Origin of the sequence: Bradyrhizobium sp., from assembly GCF_049519115.1 — a bacterium.
GTDB lineage: Bacteria > Pseudomonadota > Alphaproteobacteria > Rhizobiales > Xanthobacteraceae > Bradyrhizobium.
The window spans coordinates 140198-154766 of record NZ_JBEKRB010000006.1 but is presented as its reverse complement, the minus strand read 5'-3'; the positions used below and the strand labels follow the sequence as shown (position 1 = coordinate 154766).

At 59.1% G+C, this 14569-nt stretch carries 13 protein-coding genes and 2 pseudogenes; 4 read left to right on the top strand and 11 right to left on the bottom strand.

What is annotated here, in order from left to right; all coding sequences use genetic code 11:
• Positions 1-6: 6 nt before the first annotated feature.
• The 11 genes and pseudogenes from ABSE61_RS07460 to ABSE61_RS07410 all read right to left on the bottom strand — a co-directional run bounded on the left by ABSE61_RS07460 (position 7) and on the right by ABSE61_RS07410 (position 11852).
• A complete protein-coding gene (locus tag ABSE61_RS07460; RefSeq protein WP_423870437.1) occupies positions 7-990 on the bottom strand; it encodes a zinc-dependent alcohol dehydrogenase family protein in 984 nt (327 codons plus the stop codon).
• A gap of 91 nt (positions 991-1081) precedes the next feature.
• Positions 1082-2521 carry an NAD(P)H-hydrate dehydratase gene (locus ABSE61_RS07455; protein ID WP_423870447.1) on the bottom strand — a complete coding sequence of 480 codons (1440 nt, stop codon included), beginning with the start codon at positions 2519-2521 and terminating at the stop codon, positions 1082-1084.
• A 73-nt stretch (positions 2522-2594) separates the two neighbouring features.
• The gene (locus ABSE61_RS07450; protein WP_423870436.1) at positions 2595-3692 is read right to left on the bottom strand and encodes a zinc-dependent alcohol dehydrogenase; all 1098 of its coding nucleotides are present in this window, start codon (positions 3690-3692) and stop codon (positions 2595-2597) included.
• A gap of 51 nt (positions 3693-3743) precedes the next feature.
• A pseudogene (locus ABSE61_RS07445) lies at positions 3744-5113 on the bottom strand (NAD(P)(+) transhydrogenase (Re/Si-specific) subunit beta).
• A gap of 89 nt (positions 5114-5202) precedes the next feature.
• On the bottom strand, positions 5203-5319 hold the full coding sequence (locus ABSE61_RS07440) for a hypothetical protein (RefSeq protein WP_423870446.1): 117 nt from the start codon (positions 5317-5319) through the stop codon (positions 5203-5205).
• Between the two features lie 118 nt (positions 5320-5437).
• Positions 5438-5488: pseudogene (locus ABSE61_RS07435) on the bottom strand (NAD(P) transhydrogenase subunit alpha); the annotation flags it as partial.
• Positions 5489-5550: 62 nt separating this feature from the next.
• Complete coding sequence (locus ABSE61_RS07430) at positions 5551-6612, bottom strand: NAD(P) transhydrogenase subunit alpha (protein WP_423870435.1); 1062 nt, start codon at positions 6610-6612, stop codon at positions 5551-5553.
• Between the two features lie 179 nt (positions 6613-6791).
• Positions 6792-8381, bottom strand: coding sequence for an oleate hydratase (locus ABSE61_RS07425; protein WP_423870434.1), 1590 nt, complete (start codon positions 8379-8381; stop codon positions 6792-6794).
• A gap of 62 nt (positions 8382-8443) precedes the next feature.
• Positions 8444-9826: an NAD-dependent succinate-semialdehyde dehydrogenase gene (locus ABSE61_RS07420; RefSeq protein WP_423870433.1), complete on the bottom strand. Its 1383-nt coding sequence runs from the start codon at positions 9824-9826 to the stop codon at positions 8444-8446.
• Positions 9827-9886: 60 nt separating this feature from the next.
• A complete protein-coding gene (locus ABSE61_RS07415; protein ID WP_423870432.1) occupies positions 9887-10924 on the bottom strand; it encodes a zinc-dependent alcohol dehydrogenase family protein in 1038 nt (345 codons plus the stop codon).
• Between the two features lie 433 nt (positions 10925-11357).
• Positions 11358-11852 (bottom strand): hypothetical protein, encoded by a 495-nt coding sequence (locus ABSE61_RS07410; protein ID WP_423870431.1) that lies wholly within the window; start codon positions 11850-11852, stop codon positions 11358-11360.
• Between the two features lie 354 nt (positions 11853-12206).
• On the opposite strand from ABSE61_RS07410, the gene ABSE61_RS07405 reads away from it, so the two are divergent.
• From ABSE61_RS07405 to ABSE61_RS07390, 4 genes are all read left to right on the top strand, one after another.
• Positions 12207-13046 (top strand): slipin family protein, encoded by an 840-nt coding sequence (locus ABSE61_RS07405; protein ID WP_423870430.1) that lies wholly within the window; start codon positions 12207-12209, stop codon positions 13044-13046.
• Between the two features lie 127 nt (positions 13047-13173).
• Positions 13174-13392: a hypothetical protein gene (locus tag ABSE61_RS07400; RefSeq protein WP_423870429.1), complete on the top strand. Its 219-nt coding sequence runs from the start codon at positions 13174-13176 to the stop codon at positions 13390-13392.
• 122 nt (positions 13393-13514) lie between these two features.
• Complete coding sequence (locus tag ABSE61_RS07395) at positions 13515-14177, top strand: lysylphosphatidylglycerol synthase domain-containing protein (RefSeq protein WP_423870428.1); 663 nt, start codon at positions 13515-13517, stop codon at positions 14175-14177.
• The gene (locus tag ABSE61_RS07390; protein WP_423870445.1) at positions 14122-14487 is read left to right on the top strand and encodes a lysylphosphatidylglycerol synthase domain-containing protein; all 366 of its coding nucleotides are present in this window, start codon (positions 14122-14124) and stop codon (positions 14485-14487) included. The genes ABSE61_RS07395 and ABSE61_RS07390 overlap by 56 nt, the downstream gene beginning before the upstream one ends.
• Positions 14488-14569: the final 82 nt, after the last annotated feature.

The following is a 14569-nucleotide window of genomic DNA, read 5'->3' as shown; positions in this document are numbered from 1 at the left end:
AGATCCTCAGGGAACCAGAACCGCGGCGCCTTCGAAGCGGCCCGCGCGGAGATCGGCAAGGGCCTTGTTGGCTTGCTCGAGGGGGTAGCTCGTAGTCTTGGTGACGACACCGATGTCGGGCACCAGGCGCAGGAAATCGATACCGTCCTGCCGTGTGAGATTGGCGACCGACACGAGTTGCCGCTCCTCCCACAGTAGTCCATAGGGGAAGCTTGGAATGTCGCTCATGTGAATGCCGGCACAAACGACACGGCCGCCCTTGCGCACCGCCTTCAGGGCCAGAGGCACGAGACCACCAACGGTCGCAAAGATGATCGCGGCATCAAGCGGCTCGGGCGGCAACTCGTCGGATCCGCCGGCCCATTTGGCGCCGAGGCTCCGCGCAAAATCTTGCGCGGCGACATCTCCCGGCCGCGTAAAGGCGAATATCGATCGCCCCTGCCAGACCGCGACCTGTGCCAGGATGTGCGCCGCCGCACCAAATCCGTATAGGCCTAGTCGCCTGCCGTCGCCGGCAATCACCAGCGAGCGCCAGCCGATCAAGCCGGCGCAGAGCAAGGGGGCGAGTGCGACATCTTCGCCCTTCTCTCCAAGAGGAAAGGCAAAGCGCGCGTCAGCGATGGTTGCGGTCGCAAAGCCGCCATCGCGCGTAAAGCCGGTGAACAGTGGATGATCGCAAAGATTTTCGCGGTGCTCGACGCAATAGGGGCAGATGCCGCAGGTGTGACCGAGCCAGGGAATGCCGACGCGTTCACCCATCCGCAAGCCCTCGACGCCAGTACCGACCGCATCGATCCGACCGACGATCTCGTGACCCGGGATGATGGGCAGATGGGGATCAGGCAGTTCGCCATCGACGACATGCAGGTCGGTACGACAGACGCCGCAGGCTGAGACCTTCACGCGAATCTCGCCCGGCCCAGGATGTCGATCGGGCAGATCGGTCCATTCCAGCGCCGTTTTGAGTTTCCTGAGCACCATCGCCTTCATAGTCGTATCCTTGTTCGCATTGAAAGCCCCGCCTTCCGGTGGGCAGGACGGGTTCGGGGTGACGGATCTGGAACAGGGGCGAAAGCGTTCCTTAATTCTGACCGTTCAACAGCGGTTTGAGCTTCTGAAGCACGCGCGGGAGGGCGTTCGGCAAGTCTTCCGCGACCAAGCCCAATCCGTATTCTGTGGCTGCTGCACCATGCAGCCAAACCGCGGCTGCCGCGGCCTCGAAGGGCGCCATTCCCTGGGCGAGTAGCGCAGCGACAAAGCCTGTCAGAACATCCCCACTTCCTCCAGTTGCGAGTTGCGCCGGGGCGTTGGAATTGATGATCGCGCGTCCATCAGGAGCGGCGATGACGGTGTCGGGGCCTTTGAGCACTACCACGGCCTTGGATTCTTTCGCTGCACTTCGTGTACGTTGCAGCTTGTCGCCTTCGAAATGAAACAGCCGCATGAATTCGCCAGCGTGTGGGGTCAGTACACACGGGCCAACGATCGCTTGAAACAGATCATCCGGCGCCTCGGCGAATGAGGTTAGAGCGTCAGCGTCAAGCACCGCCGCGCGCTTGGTCGCGAGCGCGGCGAGGACGAATTGCCTGGTCGAAGTGCCAACACCAGAGCCGGGCCCGATCGCAATGACGTTGCGGCGCTCGTCAGCCAGCAATGCCTCGAAATCCCGCAAGCCGTCAAAGCTGCGAACGATCGCGTTGATCAGAGACGTCGCATAAATGCTCCATACCTTGGCGGGCGCAGCGAGCGTTACCATACCGGCCCCCGCGCGCGATGCGGCCTGGACGGTCATTCGACTGGCGCCCGTTATCGTCTCGCCACCAAGGATCAGTACCTCGCCGCGCTTGTACTTGTAGCTTTCAGGCTGCGGCCAGGGGTAACCGGCGAGCCAAAGGTCGGGACCGTTCTCCCAAGTGTTCGGTGCGATGTCGTCGAGCACAGTGGCCGGTAAGCCGATGTCGGCCACCAGTATATCGCCGCAAAGTCCGCGGCCCGGATACAGCAAATGGCCAGGCTTCTTGCGAAAGAAAGTCACCGTAAGGTCGGCCCTCGCAGCGGCGCCAAGAATCATCCCGGACGCTCCATCAAGGCCGCTGGGAACATCAACCGCGCAGATGGGTATTCGGCGCACTTTTAGCGACTCCACAAGCTCGCGGGCCTTGCCGTCCAAGGGTCGCGAAAGACCCGCGCCAAAAATCGCGTCGATCACGATACCGGCGCCTTCCAGGCTCTCGGACGAGAACGGCGCCAGAGGATCTTTCCAGAGGCTGGCGGCGTGGGCGGCCTCACCGGTGAGCTTTTCGCGAGAACCGAGCAGAGCCAATTTCACGGGCCAACCCGCGGCCGCGAGGTGACGCGCAGCGACAAAGCCGTCTCCGCCGTTATTTCCAGGCCCGCACAGCACGGTCACCGGCCGCATAGGCCATCGTGCTCCGACCGCCACCGCGACCGCACCGCCAGCCGCCTCCATCAGGCCAAACCCAACGCCGCTCGCCGCGGCCGCCCGGTCGGCGTCACCCATTTGTATGGGCGTCAAGAGGGCGAGTTCGCCCTCTTGGAATCTCTTGTCCGCGGTCACGTCGCTCACCTTGCACCTAACCAACGTTGGCTGCTTCCACCTTCTTTGCCGTGGGGGCTTTCGTTTGTTTGCCGTCCGGCTTGTTTCCGACAAAGTCCAGAACCACGCGACCCGCGATCTTTCCGTGCTCGAGTCTGCCGAAGATTTCGTTGATCGCCGACAGTGGCTGCGGCTCGATGTCGGCCTTGATCTTGCCTTCGGCGGCGAACGCCAGGGTCTCGGCCATATCCTCGCGATTACCGACGAAGGAGCCACGAATGGTGATGCAGTTCGCGACCACATCAAATAAGGGAACAGGAAAATCACCCGGCGGCAGTCCGACCAGAACACAGGTGCCACGCTTGCGCGTCATCCCGACGCCCTGCTTGAACGCGCCGAGCGAGGGTGCCGTGATCAGGACCCCGTGCGCTCCGCCACTAGTGGCCTTCTTGACCGCCTCCTCCGGTTCGCCGTGCTTGGCATTGACAACGAAATCGGCGCCCATTTTCTTGGCCAGTGCAAGCTTGCCGTCATCGATATCGACAGCGCAGACCCGAAGACCCATCACCTTGGCATATTGAATCGCAAGGTGCCCGAGGCCCCCGGCGCCGGAGATGACGATCCACTCGCCCGCCCTCGCTTTTGTTTCCTTGATTCCTTTGTAGGTGGTGATACCTGCGCAGATCAGCGGCGCAGCCAGCTTTGGATCGAGTCCATCAGGGATACGAGCGACGTAATTCGGATCGGCGATGAGATACTCGGCGAAACCGCCGTTCCTGGTGTAGCCACCGAATTCGGCGTCGGCACAGACCGTCTCCCAAGCGGACAGGCAATGCTCGCAATGGCCGCAGGCCGAGTAAAGCCACGGCACTCCGACCCGGTCGCCCTCCCTGACAAGCTTGACCCCGGTCCCGACCGCAGCGACGCGGCCGATAGCCTCGTGACCGGGAATGAACGGCAGCTTCGGCTTCAGCGGCCAATCGCCGGTCGCGGCATGGAGGTCGGTGTGACAGACGCCGCAGGCTTCGGTCCTGACCAGGATCTGGCCCGGGCCAGGTGAAGGAATCTCCCACTCCTGCTGCACCAGCGGCTTACCGAAGTGCTCGACGACGGCGACCTGCATTTTACCGGCCATTGGGTGACTCCTTTTTTGTGGTTAAATCGATTGAACTAGCTGGCCGCCGGCTTAAGCGGCGGCTTTGGTTCCCAAGGCACGGACTGCCTCGATCATCTTTGTCAGCACGGCAGCGGCATCGCCGTAGACCATGTCGCAATTGTCGCCGTAGAACAGCGCATTGACGATGCCGGCATAGCCTTTGCCCTGGCCGCGCTTCACGACATAGCCTTCTTGGCTTTGTCGGCGTTCAGGATCGGCATGCCGAAGATCGGCGAAGATTTTTCGGTTCGCGCGGCCGGGTTCACCACGTCATTGGCGCCGATCACGAGTGCCACATCAGTATTGGAAAATTCGTCGTTGATGTCCTCAAGCTGGAAAATCATGTCATAGGGAACCCCGGCCTCGGCCAGCAGGACGTCCATCTGGCCGGGCATTCGCCCCGCCACCGGATGGACCGCGAACTTGACCGAGACCCCCGCGGCCTGCAGCAGCTTGACGAATTCGTAGAGCTTCTGCTGTGCTTGCGCGACGGCAAGACCATAACCGGGCACGATAATGACCGACGCGGCATAGCGCATGAAAATCCCGGCATCGCTCGCCTCGACCGGCTTCAGGCTGCCCTTGATCTCGCCCTGCTCCTGCTGAACGACCGTACCGAAGTTCGTGAACAGGATATTGCTGATCGAACGATTCATCGCCTTTGCCATCAGCAGCGTCAGCAGCGTGCCGGCGGCACCGACCACCATGCCGGCGATCATCAGCGCCGGGTTCTGCAGCACGAACCCCTCGAGGCCGACCGCAAGCCCGGTGAACGCGTTGTAGATCGAAATCACGACCGGCATGTCCGCGCCGCCGATCGGCATCGTCAGCAGGACCCCGAAGAGCAGTGCCGCGCCAAAGAAGATGTAGATCAGCTGGGGCGTCGCGACCGACGAGGTGATGAGGCCGTGCGTCACGGCCACGATGTACCCGCCAATCGCCAGCGTCACCAGGGCAACCAGGCCATTGAAGATCTGCTGACCATGGAACCGCAAAGGCGTCTTGAGGATCTCATCCAGCTTGGCCCAGGCGATCAATGAGCCGGACAACGACACGGCGCCGATCAGCGCGCCGAACAGGGTAACAACCAATTGGGTAATGCCGTCAGCCTTGTTGCCGAACAGTTCGACCGCGGCGATCGCGGCGGCAGCGCCGCCACCCATACCGTTATAGATGGCGACCATCTGCGGCATGGCGGTCATCGCCACCTTCCTGCCGGCCCACCAGGCGATCCCGCCGCCCAGAACGAGGGCAATGATGGACAGAGCGATATTGACCATTAGCTGCGGCTTGGCGGCGGCATCGATATTCAGCGCGTAGAGGAAGCTCGCGATCACGGCGACCGCCATACCTATCCCGGCGAGCTTGATCCCGGAAGGAGCGGTCACCGGCGAGGACATGCGCTTGAGGCCGTACATGAAGAGAAACGCCGCGCCGAGATCGATTATGCCGATAATGAGCTGTGAAATGATCGTCAACATATCGGTGCTCATGCTTTTTCGATGTGACTGGCATGGACCAGAACCTGTTCGCTCGGCTGGAACATCGCGAGCATACGGTCGGTGACGGCAAATCCCCCGGCCGCGTTGCCCGCGCCGAGCAGCACCGCAAAGAAGCCGATCGTTTGCTCCCGCAGCGTGCTGGCGTTGAGCAGCGCAAAGATTCCCGCCGACCACGACGATGCCGTGCACGAAGTTCGAACCGGACATCAGCGGCGTGTGCAGGATCGCTGGGACGTGCCCGATGATGACCCAGCCGGCAAAGGCGGCGAGCATGAAGATATAAAGTGCGACAAATCCGCTGATCGCCATTGAGAATTGCATATTGATTTCCTGCTTTAAGCCACCTTGGCCGCTGGTTTGATTGCTTCGGCTTTACCGCCGCCGGAAGGGGCCGTTGCTTTGGCCGCATTGCTCTTCAATTCGCCGGCATGGGTGAGGACGGTCTTGGCCAGAACCTCGTCATCCCAGTCGATTTCGACGATATTGTCCTTCACGAACAAGGCGAGCAGATTGTATTGATTCTTCGAATAGAGTTCGCTTGCATCCTCGCCGAGCAGGGAGGGAACGTTCAGGGGCGCTACAATCGTCACCTGGCCGATCTGCGTGGTTTCTCCGGGAACCGTATCCTCGCAATTGCCTCCACCATCGGCCGTGAGATCGACGATCACGGCGCCCGCTTTCATCCCGGCTACCTGCGCCTTGTCGATCAGTTTCGAAGATGCACGGCCTGGAATGGCAGCCGTCGTAATGATCAGGTCCGCGGACTGGATGTGCTTTGTGAGGACACTGGCGACCTTGGCTTTTTCTTCCGCGGTAAGCTCGCGGGCATAGCCGCCCTTGCCGCGCGCGTCGACGCCGGTCTCAACAAAAGTGGCAGCGAGCGAAAGCGCCTGCTCCTTGGTTTCCGGACGGACATCATAGCCTTCCGTAACGGCTCCCAGCCGATGCGCTGTCGCAAGCGCCTCAAGACCGGCGACGCCAAGGCCCATAACCAGCACTTTGGCCGGTCCGATCGCACCTGCCGCGGTCGTGATCTCCGGCAAGACACGGCCAAGAGTGGTTGCACCAAGTTGCACGGAATAGTAGCCCGCGAGCGCGGACTGACTGCAGAGAGCGTCCATCGACTGGGCACGCGTAATGCGCGGCACGCGTTCCATCGCGAAGCAGGTGATTTTCCTATCGAGAAGCATTTGCACCAGCGCCGGCTCGCGGTTTACAAAGATAAACGACACCAGGATCGCGCCCTCTTGCATTTGGCTGACGACATCGACCGCGGGTGGCTGGACCGCCAGCACCACATCGGCGTTAGCGACCAACTCCTTGCAGTCGGCGATGAACGTGACATCCTTGAATGCAGCGTCCGTTAATTTGACGGCGTTTCCGGCACCCGCCTGCATGTGCAGCTTCGCGCCGAGCTTGATCAGTTAGGGTACGACCGACGGCACCAGAGCCACACGCCGTTCGTGCGGTTGTGTTTCCTTCAAAATAGCGATGTTGACGTACATCAGTCTCTCCAGTTTTACGAAACGATTGGTTCACGCCAATCGTGATCATTTCGCTTTAGCCCGCAAAACGTTTATGCAAACGCCTTGATCACCGAGTTGATCTTGACCTTGATTGATTTGTCATTGGCTGTGATCGGCGTTACCTGGCGATCGATGCCGAGCAGCTGATAGACAACCGTTTGTGCGACCCTGACGGAGTATTCGACGGTGAAGACGACATCGACAGGTATCTCCACGAACTGGCTAATCATGGCGAAGTTTTTGGTGTTTGCAGGAATAGGATAAGGGCGATCCCCTGAGGCGCGTGGCATGAACATGCTTGTGATGTACGGCATCCGGCATGGAATACAGATCGCGGATTCGACCATGGAGGCGTCGAGATTGAGATGTCCGCACAGTTCAGCGAGGATTTCCTTGCCGGAACACTGAGACATGGGCTTGGCGACGAAATTGCCAATGCGATCGGGGTGCAATGCGTAGCCCCAGAACACCTGGACCTCCGCGGGTTGATCAGGAAAGTGAGGCTGATGGTAAAGAACGATCGACATCAGCCAGTTCGATTCGAACAACGTCACCAATCCGCCGATGCCAGCCTTATTGCCGCTGAACGTTGCCATGTAGTCGAAAAATGCAGCGTCTTTCAGGGTCACGGTGAACGAATGCCAGTAGGATTCGGGTATGTGCGAATTGAACACGGCCGGTTTACCGAATTCGGGACGGTCCTCGGCGAGCTTTTCCCACAACCTCCAGCCACCACTGTCGGCTTTCGTTAACGCCTTCGGCGGGCTCGACATCGTTCCGAAACTTGAGGCGTCAACCATCGAGCCGTTTTGGAAAAACACCAGATCACCGGCAGCGACAGGTACGTTTTCAGCCTTTCCATTGCGGATGCAGTCGAAACTTTTGACCAGAAACGCTCCGCCCTCTGGATCGAGTGCGAAATCCGTGACCGTACAATCCTTGATAAAATGGACGCCCTTGGCCTCAAGCCATGTCAGCAGCGGCCTAACCAGGGAATCATACTGATTGTATTTTGTCCGCTTCACGCCCGCGAGGGTTTCGATCCGCGTGAACTCAAGCATGAAACGGTGCAGATAGCGTTTGAATTCAACGGCGCTGTGCCACGGCTGGAAGGCAAACGTTGTTTGCCACATGAACCAAAAATTGGTGCTGAAAAACGGCGGCGACAGCCAGTCGGAAATACGGTCGGAGCCAAGCTCTTTCTCGCCGGCTTCGGTAATTTTAACAAGCTCGAGCCGATCGGCCATGCTAAAGCCCATCGTCGTCACGTCGGTTTTGTGACAATTTCGATCGACCAACCGCGCTTGCGCGTGCGGCACATGTTGCTTGTTGAATGCCATTGTCTCATCGAAGACCGATACGTGCGGGTTCTCTAGGGATGGAATGGTCTTGAACAGATCCCAGACGCATTCGTAGTTGTCGGACGTCAGCATCCGCCCGCCGCGGAGCCGGTAGCCGTCGATGGCGTTACCGGCACCGTCGAGGGCGCCTCCCAGGACACTCATAGCCTCGTAAATCGAGATATTGTCGCCTGGAACCTTTCCGTCGCGGATCATGAACGCGGCCGCTGCGAGTGACCCGATGCCGCCGCCGACAAAATGGGCTTTAACGGTCGCCGCGTTCACCGCTTTTCCTGACATATCGATGGTTCCGTCGGTGGTGCTGGAGGGAGCTTGACGTGCATGAGTACCGGTCGTGACGTTTAGACCGGCGCTTCCGCCGATACGTAGCGAACCAACTTCTTGTTCACGAACTCCTGGATACCCATGTCGCCGAGTTCGCGGCCGTAACCGGAGTTCTTGATGCCACCGAACGGCAGTTCGGCATCCGACCAGCTGATGTTGTTGATGAACATCATGCCGGTATCGACGCGGCTTGCGACCCGTTTGCCTCGCGCCAGATCCTTGGTGAATACGGAGCCGCCCAACCCGAAATCGGAGTCGTTGGCAAGCGCTATTGCCGCATCTTCGTCCTTGACCCGGAAGAACATCGCGACCGGGCCAAAAAATTCATCTCTGAAGGCCGGATTGTCCGGTTTGACGTCCGTCAGTATCGTGGGCTGCATGAACGATCCCGGACGATCGACCCGCTTGCCGCCCATCAGCACCTTCGCCCCGTGCGAGACTGCCGCATCGATCTGTTTCAGAAGATCTACCAAGGCCGATTCCGTGGACAGAGGACCCAGCGTGGTCTTCTCGTCCAGGGGGTCGCCAGCCCTGAGGGCTCCGAGCGCCGCCTGAAACTTCTCCAGGAATTTGTCGGCGAGCTTCTCCACGACGATGAACCGCTTCGCCGCGCAGCAGGTCTGTCCGGTGTTGTACATACGTCCCCAGACCGCCCACTTGACGGTGTGTTCGAGATCGGCGTCTTCGAGGACGATGAACGCATCGCTGCCGCCAAGCTCCATCGAGGATGGCTTGAGGTTCTGTCCTGCGCGCGCCGCGATGCTCCTGCCGGCGGCAACGCTGCCCGTCAGCGCCACGCCTTTGATGCGCGGATCGTCGATGAGGTCATCCGATTGACCGTGCGAAATAAGGAGGTTGGTATACAGCCCGATGGGCGCACCGGCATCCGTCCAGAGCTTCTCGAAAGCGATCGCACACTGCGGCACGCAGCCAGCGTGCTTTACCAGCAGGACGTTGCCGGCCATCAGATGCGGACCGGCGACCCGAGCGAGCTGGTAATAGGGGAAATTCCACGGCTCGACCCCGAAAATCACGCCGATGGGGCTGCTTTCCATATGACCGACGCCGAGGGTCGGATGCAGTTCGACGTTGGCAAGGAAGCGTTCGCCGTTCTTGGCGTAGTAGGCAAGAATGGTCGAACTGAACTCCACTTCCCCCTTCGCTTCGCTGATCCGTTTGCCCATCTCCAGCGTCATGGTGTGCGCCAGCTCATCGACCCTGTCGTGCATGAGCGCGGCGGCCTTGGCGACGATCACTGCCCGTTCGGCATAGCTTTTCGTTTTCCAGGTCTTGAAGCACTTCTCGGCGGTCGCCAGCTTGTCTTCAAGCTGCTTGTCAGAGAGTTCGTCGAACTTCTTGAGAAGCTTGCCGGTCGCGGGATTGAGGCTTTGATAGGCCATGATCTGATTCTCTTTCAATGTCGCCGTAAGACTTGTCGAATGAACCTGCTATTCTGTTCGCTACGCCTCGATGATCACCTTGAGCGCTTTTGTTTTGGCGGCGTTTGCGAAGGTCTCGTAAGCGTCGAGAATGTGGTCGAGCTTGAAGCGATGCGTAATCAGACGCTTGGGGTCGATCTTGCGCGATCGAACTGTCTTGAACAGCATCGGAATGGTCACCGTATCGACCAACCGCGTGGTGATGGAAATATTGCGATCCCACAGACTTTCCAAATGGAGATCGACCTTCACACCGTGCACACCGATATTCGCGATGGTACCGCCCGGCGCGATAATCTTCTCGCAAAGCTCGAAGGTCGCGGGAATTCCGACCGCCTCGATTGCGGTATCGACACCGCGCTTGCCGGTCATCTTCATGATCGTCTCCACCGCCTTGCCGTCGGCGCTGTTGACGATGGTCGTGGCTCCAAAGCGCTTGGCCACTTCAAGGCGATTGTCGTCGAGGTCGATCATGATGATCTCAGCGGGCGAGAAAAACTGCGCGGTAAGAAGCGCGGCCATCCCGACCGGTCCGGCACCAACGATTGCAACGATGCTTCCCGGCTGGACTTTGCCGTTAAGTACGCCGCACTCGAAGCCAGTCGGCAGAATATCGCTGAGCATCACCAGCGCTTCTTCATCGGCATCGGCGGGAATGTGGTAAAGGCTGGTATCGGCATAGGGCGTGCGGACGAACTCGGCCTGTGTGCCGTCTATCGTGTTGCCAAGGATCCAGCCGCCAACCGTGCAGTGTGAGTACATCTGCTTGCGGCAATAATCGCATTTACCGCATGCGCTGACGCAGGAAATCAGAACCCGATCACCCGGTTTGAACGCCGTCACGGCTGGGCCGACCTTTTCAACGACGCCGACGCCTTCGTGACCCAAAATGCGTCCGGGCTTGCAAGAAGGAAGATCACCCTTGAGGATGTGCAGGTCGGTACCGCAAATGGTGGTCTTCGTGATCTTGACGATCGCGTCCGTTGGCGCGTTGATGTCCGGCTTGGGGTGATCTTCCAGAGCTTTCTTGCCTGGGCCTCGATAGACCAACGCCTTCATCGTTTCTGCCGTCGCTAATCGAGCACGATCTTTTCTGTCTACGATCGTCGTGTCGGTCATGGTCTGTAAACTTTTGGCTAAACGGTTGGCTCAGGCGCCCATGACTAATTGTCGTCGGTGGGATTTGGCAGACTCGGAAACTACTCAGGCTTGCCGCATGTGAATGCGGATGGATCGACACGCGCGCGGACCGCCCGACCAGCGAAACGGTCACGCCACGACACCGTAGGTCGAACCGTCACGATCGCGTGATATTTCGGCACGCTCGCAAAGCACGCCGGCGCTGCTTCAAATTTTACAGTTCATTTCTGTCGCAACAGTTATTGCGCGCAAACGAACTCGAACCCATCGCCTTGGACGGATGGAGACTACACATTCATCCGCGGGCTCGGCCAAGTCCGATGTCAGCGATGCGGGAAAACCCACCGACGATCTACTGGCCGGCACCAACCTGCGGCGGCGCCGGCGGAACAGCGCTGGCCGCTTTCGCGTTCGCGTCGACCGGCTTCACCAGCACTTGATGGCTTGCTATCAGGAACTGCGAACCCAGAACAAACGCCATAACGACCACGTATATCCACCACGGACGGGAAATCATCGCCGCCCAAGCGCTGCCTGACGCACCTTGGGACACGCCGCTGGATCCCAGCGGGCGCGGCAGCAGTGCAACCAGGCGAGCGGCAATTGTGCGAGACTCTGGATACGACGACACCCTGTCAGGGAGAGCCCCAATCAATGAGGCCAACCTCCGAGTCGCGGTTTCCCCCGGCAATTCGGCCAGTCTGGCCGCCTCCTGCCACGGATCCACATCTGACCGCGCCAATCCGGAGAGGACGCTGACCAGCATCCCGTTTCTGTCCTCGACAATCGACGCGAACAGAAAGTCATTGAATTCCGATCCAGGGAGAGGAATTGGTGAGTTCGTCATTTGGTTAAGCGATATGTCGTCCGGCGATCTCGAATAAACACTGGAACCGAACAATACCGGAGGACGGATAACCGCGACAGGGTCGGAAAATACCTAAGCTCAGCCCTATCCAAGTTGCCCAAGTAGCGACGCGCGTATCGCTCGGAACCGGTGAGCGACGGCTTGAGTTGGATAACAAGCGTCAGATTTTCCACTAGGTACTTTCCGAACCTACGAGACACCCTGGTTCAAGCGTAGGGTGCGCAGAAGCTTGCCGTACCGACCGTCTCACCGATCAACACTTCCTAACGCGCAATGCTTTGCCAGCGGCGACGTCGATTTTGTTTCTTCCCGCTCTCTGAAAGGCAAAGCTTCATGTTTCTCTCGGATTCTTATCTCCTGTATCTCACCCCGGCCCTGCTGCTCGTCGCCTTCATCTTGATCGGGGCAAGCGTGAGGATTTTACGCGAATACGAGCGAGCGGTCGTCTTTACGTTGGGTCGGTTTCAGAGGGTCAAGGGGCCGGGCCTCGTGCTGCTTATTCCATTCTTTCAGGAAATGGTGAGAGTGGATTTACGTATCCAGGTTATCGAAATACCCACCCAGGACGTGATCTCTCACGACAACGTTTCAATGAAGGTTGACGCGGTGCTCTACTTCAACGTTGTCAATCCAGAACGGGCCATCATTCAGGTTCAGCACTACCTCCCCGCGACAAACATGCTGGCGCAGACGACCTTGCGCGCTGTGCTGGGGCAACATGAGCTCGATGAGATGCTGTCCGAGCGAAAAAAGCTGAGCACCGATGTGCAAAGCATTATCGATAGCCAAACCGAGACTTGGGGGATCAAGGTAAGCAACGTAGAGATCAGAACCGTCGAACTCACAGAAAATATGGTACGCGCCATCGCCAAACAGGCGGAAGCGGAACGTGACCGACGTGCCAAGATCATCCACGCCGAAGCCGAATTCCAGGCTTCACAGACCCTCGTCAACGCCGCCAAGATACTTTCGAGCGTTCCGGCCGCGATGCAACTTCGCTATCTCCAGACATTGGCAGAGATCGGCGCCGAGCAGAATTCGACCGTAGTCTTTCCGATGCCGATCGACATCATCAAACCGTTCCTTGAGCTGATCGAAAGGCCCGGCAAGGCGACAGGCACAAATGGCGCCGCTACTGGATCAATAGCGAAAGAAACCCCGCTGAACGCGTGATACGCACCGGCCTCGTGCATCAAGGCCATCCGGGACGATTGCGGTCAGCACCCTCCTGAACATTTGCGTAGCGCCGCTACGCCGCTGCTTCGCCGCGCCCAGCTCCGTTACCAAAATGGAACTCGCAATGCAAAAGCAATGGACACTTGAAATGCACCACCCCGGCGACGCCGAGGATTCGCTTATCACCACCGACAGATTCGACGAATTTTCCGAAGTCGAACGGAAGATAAAGCAGAACAGGGAAATGGTGTTTGTTGTCAAACCGCCGGCCAGTCCATTAGCGGGAGAATTGCGGATACTCGACAATCTAAAACAATCCGGACTAAGAATCGAGCGGTCGTAGACGGGGTTATGCACTTTAGCGAGAACAGAGGCTTCGTTTCGGCTTCGCAGGCTCCTGCGGAATCCGCTCCCTTTCTTGTTCCTGACGCACCCCCCTGGACCGGCAATTGGTCTCACTTGATCATGGCGTGGCTTTTTGGAGCGGCAGTTCTCGCGGGCCTGATCGTTTTCATTATGCATTTCGGCGCCATCGAAGTCTTTGTGGCGACGGTCCGTCACGCCAATCCGAGTTGGCTTGCAGCGGCCGTAAGTTGTCAATTGGCGACCTATGTCTGCGCAGCCGCTGTCTGGTTCCGGGTGCTCCAGCGGGCCGGATCGCCTCTGCCGTTCCTGAGTTTGCTCAGACTTTCCGTGGTGGAGCTTTTTGCTAATCAGGCGATCCCTACCGGCGGGCTTAGTGGCAGCCTTATGGTGGTGCGCGGCCTCACGCGCCGCGGCGTCGCTCCTGCGATCGCCGTAACGGCGCTCCTCGTTGCTGCGCTGTCGTACTACGCTGCCTATTTCCTGGTTGTCCTGCTCGCGTTCGTCCTGCTCTGGAACAGCGGTGACCTGAGCACTGCTTGGGAAGCGCTGTTGATTGCCTTCGCCATCGTCGTCGCGACATTGGGGATGGCGCTTTTATTCTTGTCGCGGTCCCGAGACGATCTTATTCCCGCTGCAATCCTGCATTGGCGGCCATTCGCTCAATTGGATAGAATGCTGAACCAGGTTCGCGTCGACATGTTGCACAATCCCTCAGCTCATCATCGAGGTCATCGCTCTCCAGTCCGGTACCTTCCTTCTTGATGCGGCAACGCTCTGGTGCACCGGCCGGGCAGTTGGCCTGAATGTTGATGTCGGAAGCACTTTTATGAGCTTCATACTTGCCTCCGTGGTCGCGACCCTCTCGCCGATCCCCCTCGGTCTTGGCTCCTTCGAGGGCACCTGTACCGGACTTCTTCACCTTATGGGCGGCGGCCTTGAAGCGAGCCTTGCTGCAACGCCTATTCTGCGCGGCCTTACCCTTTGGCTGCCCATGCTCCCGGGTCTGGTGATGATACGCCAGGAAGTCATGAAGCCCACGACGATCCGGAGCATTGCAGTCCGGGCGAGTTAGGCACCCCGCAGCTGAGCACGAAAAATGGCCGGTAGCGCTGGTCAAGTTCACCCCTGTTCGGACGTAACCCGAATTGCATGAC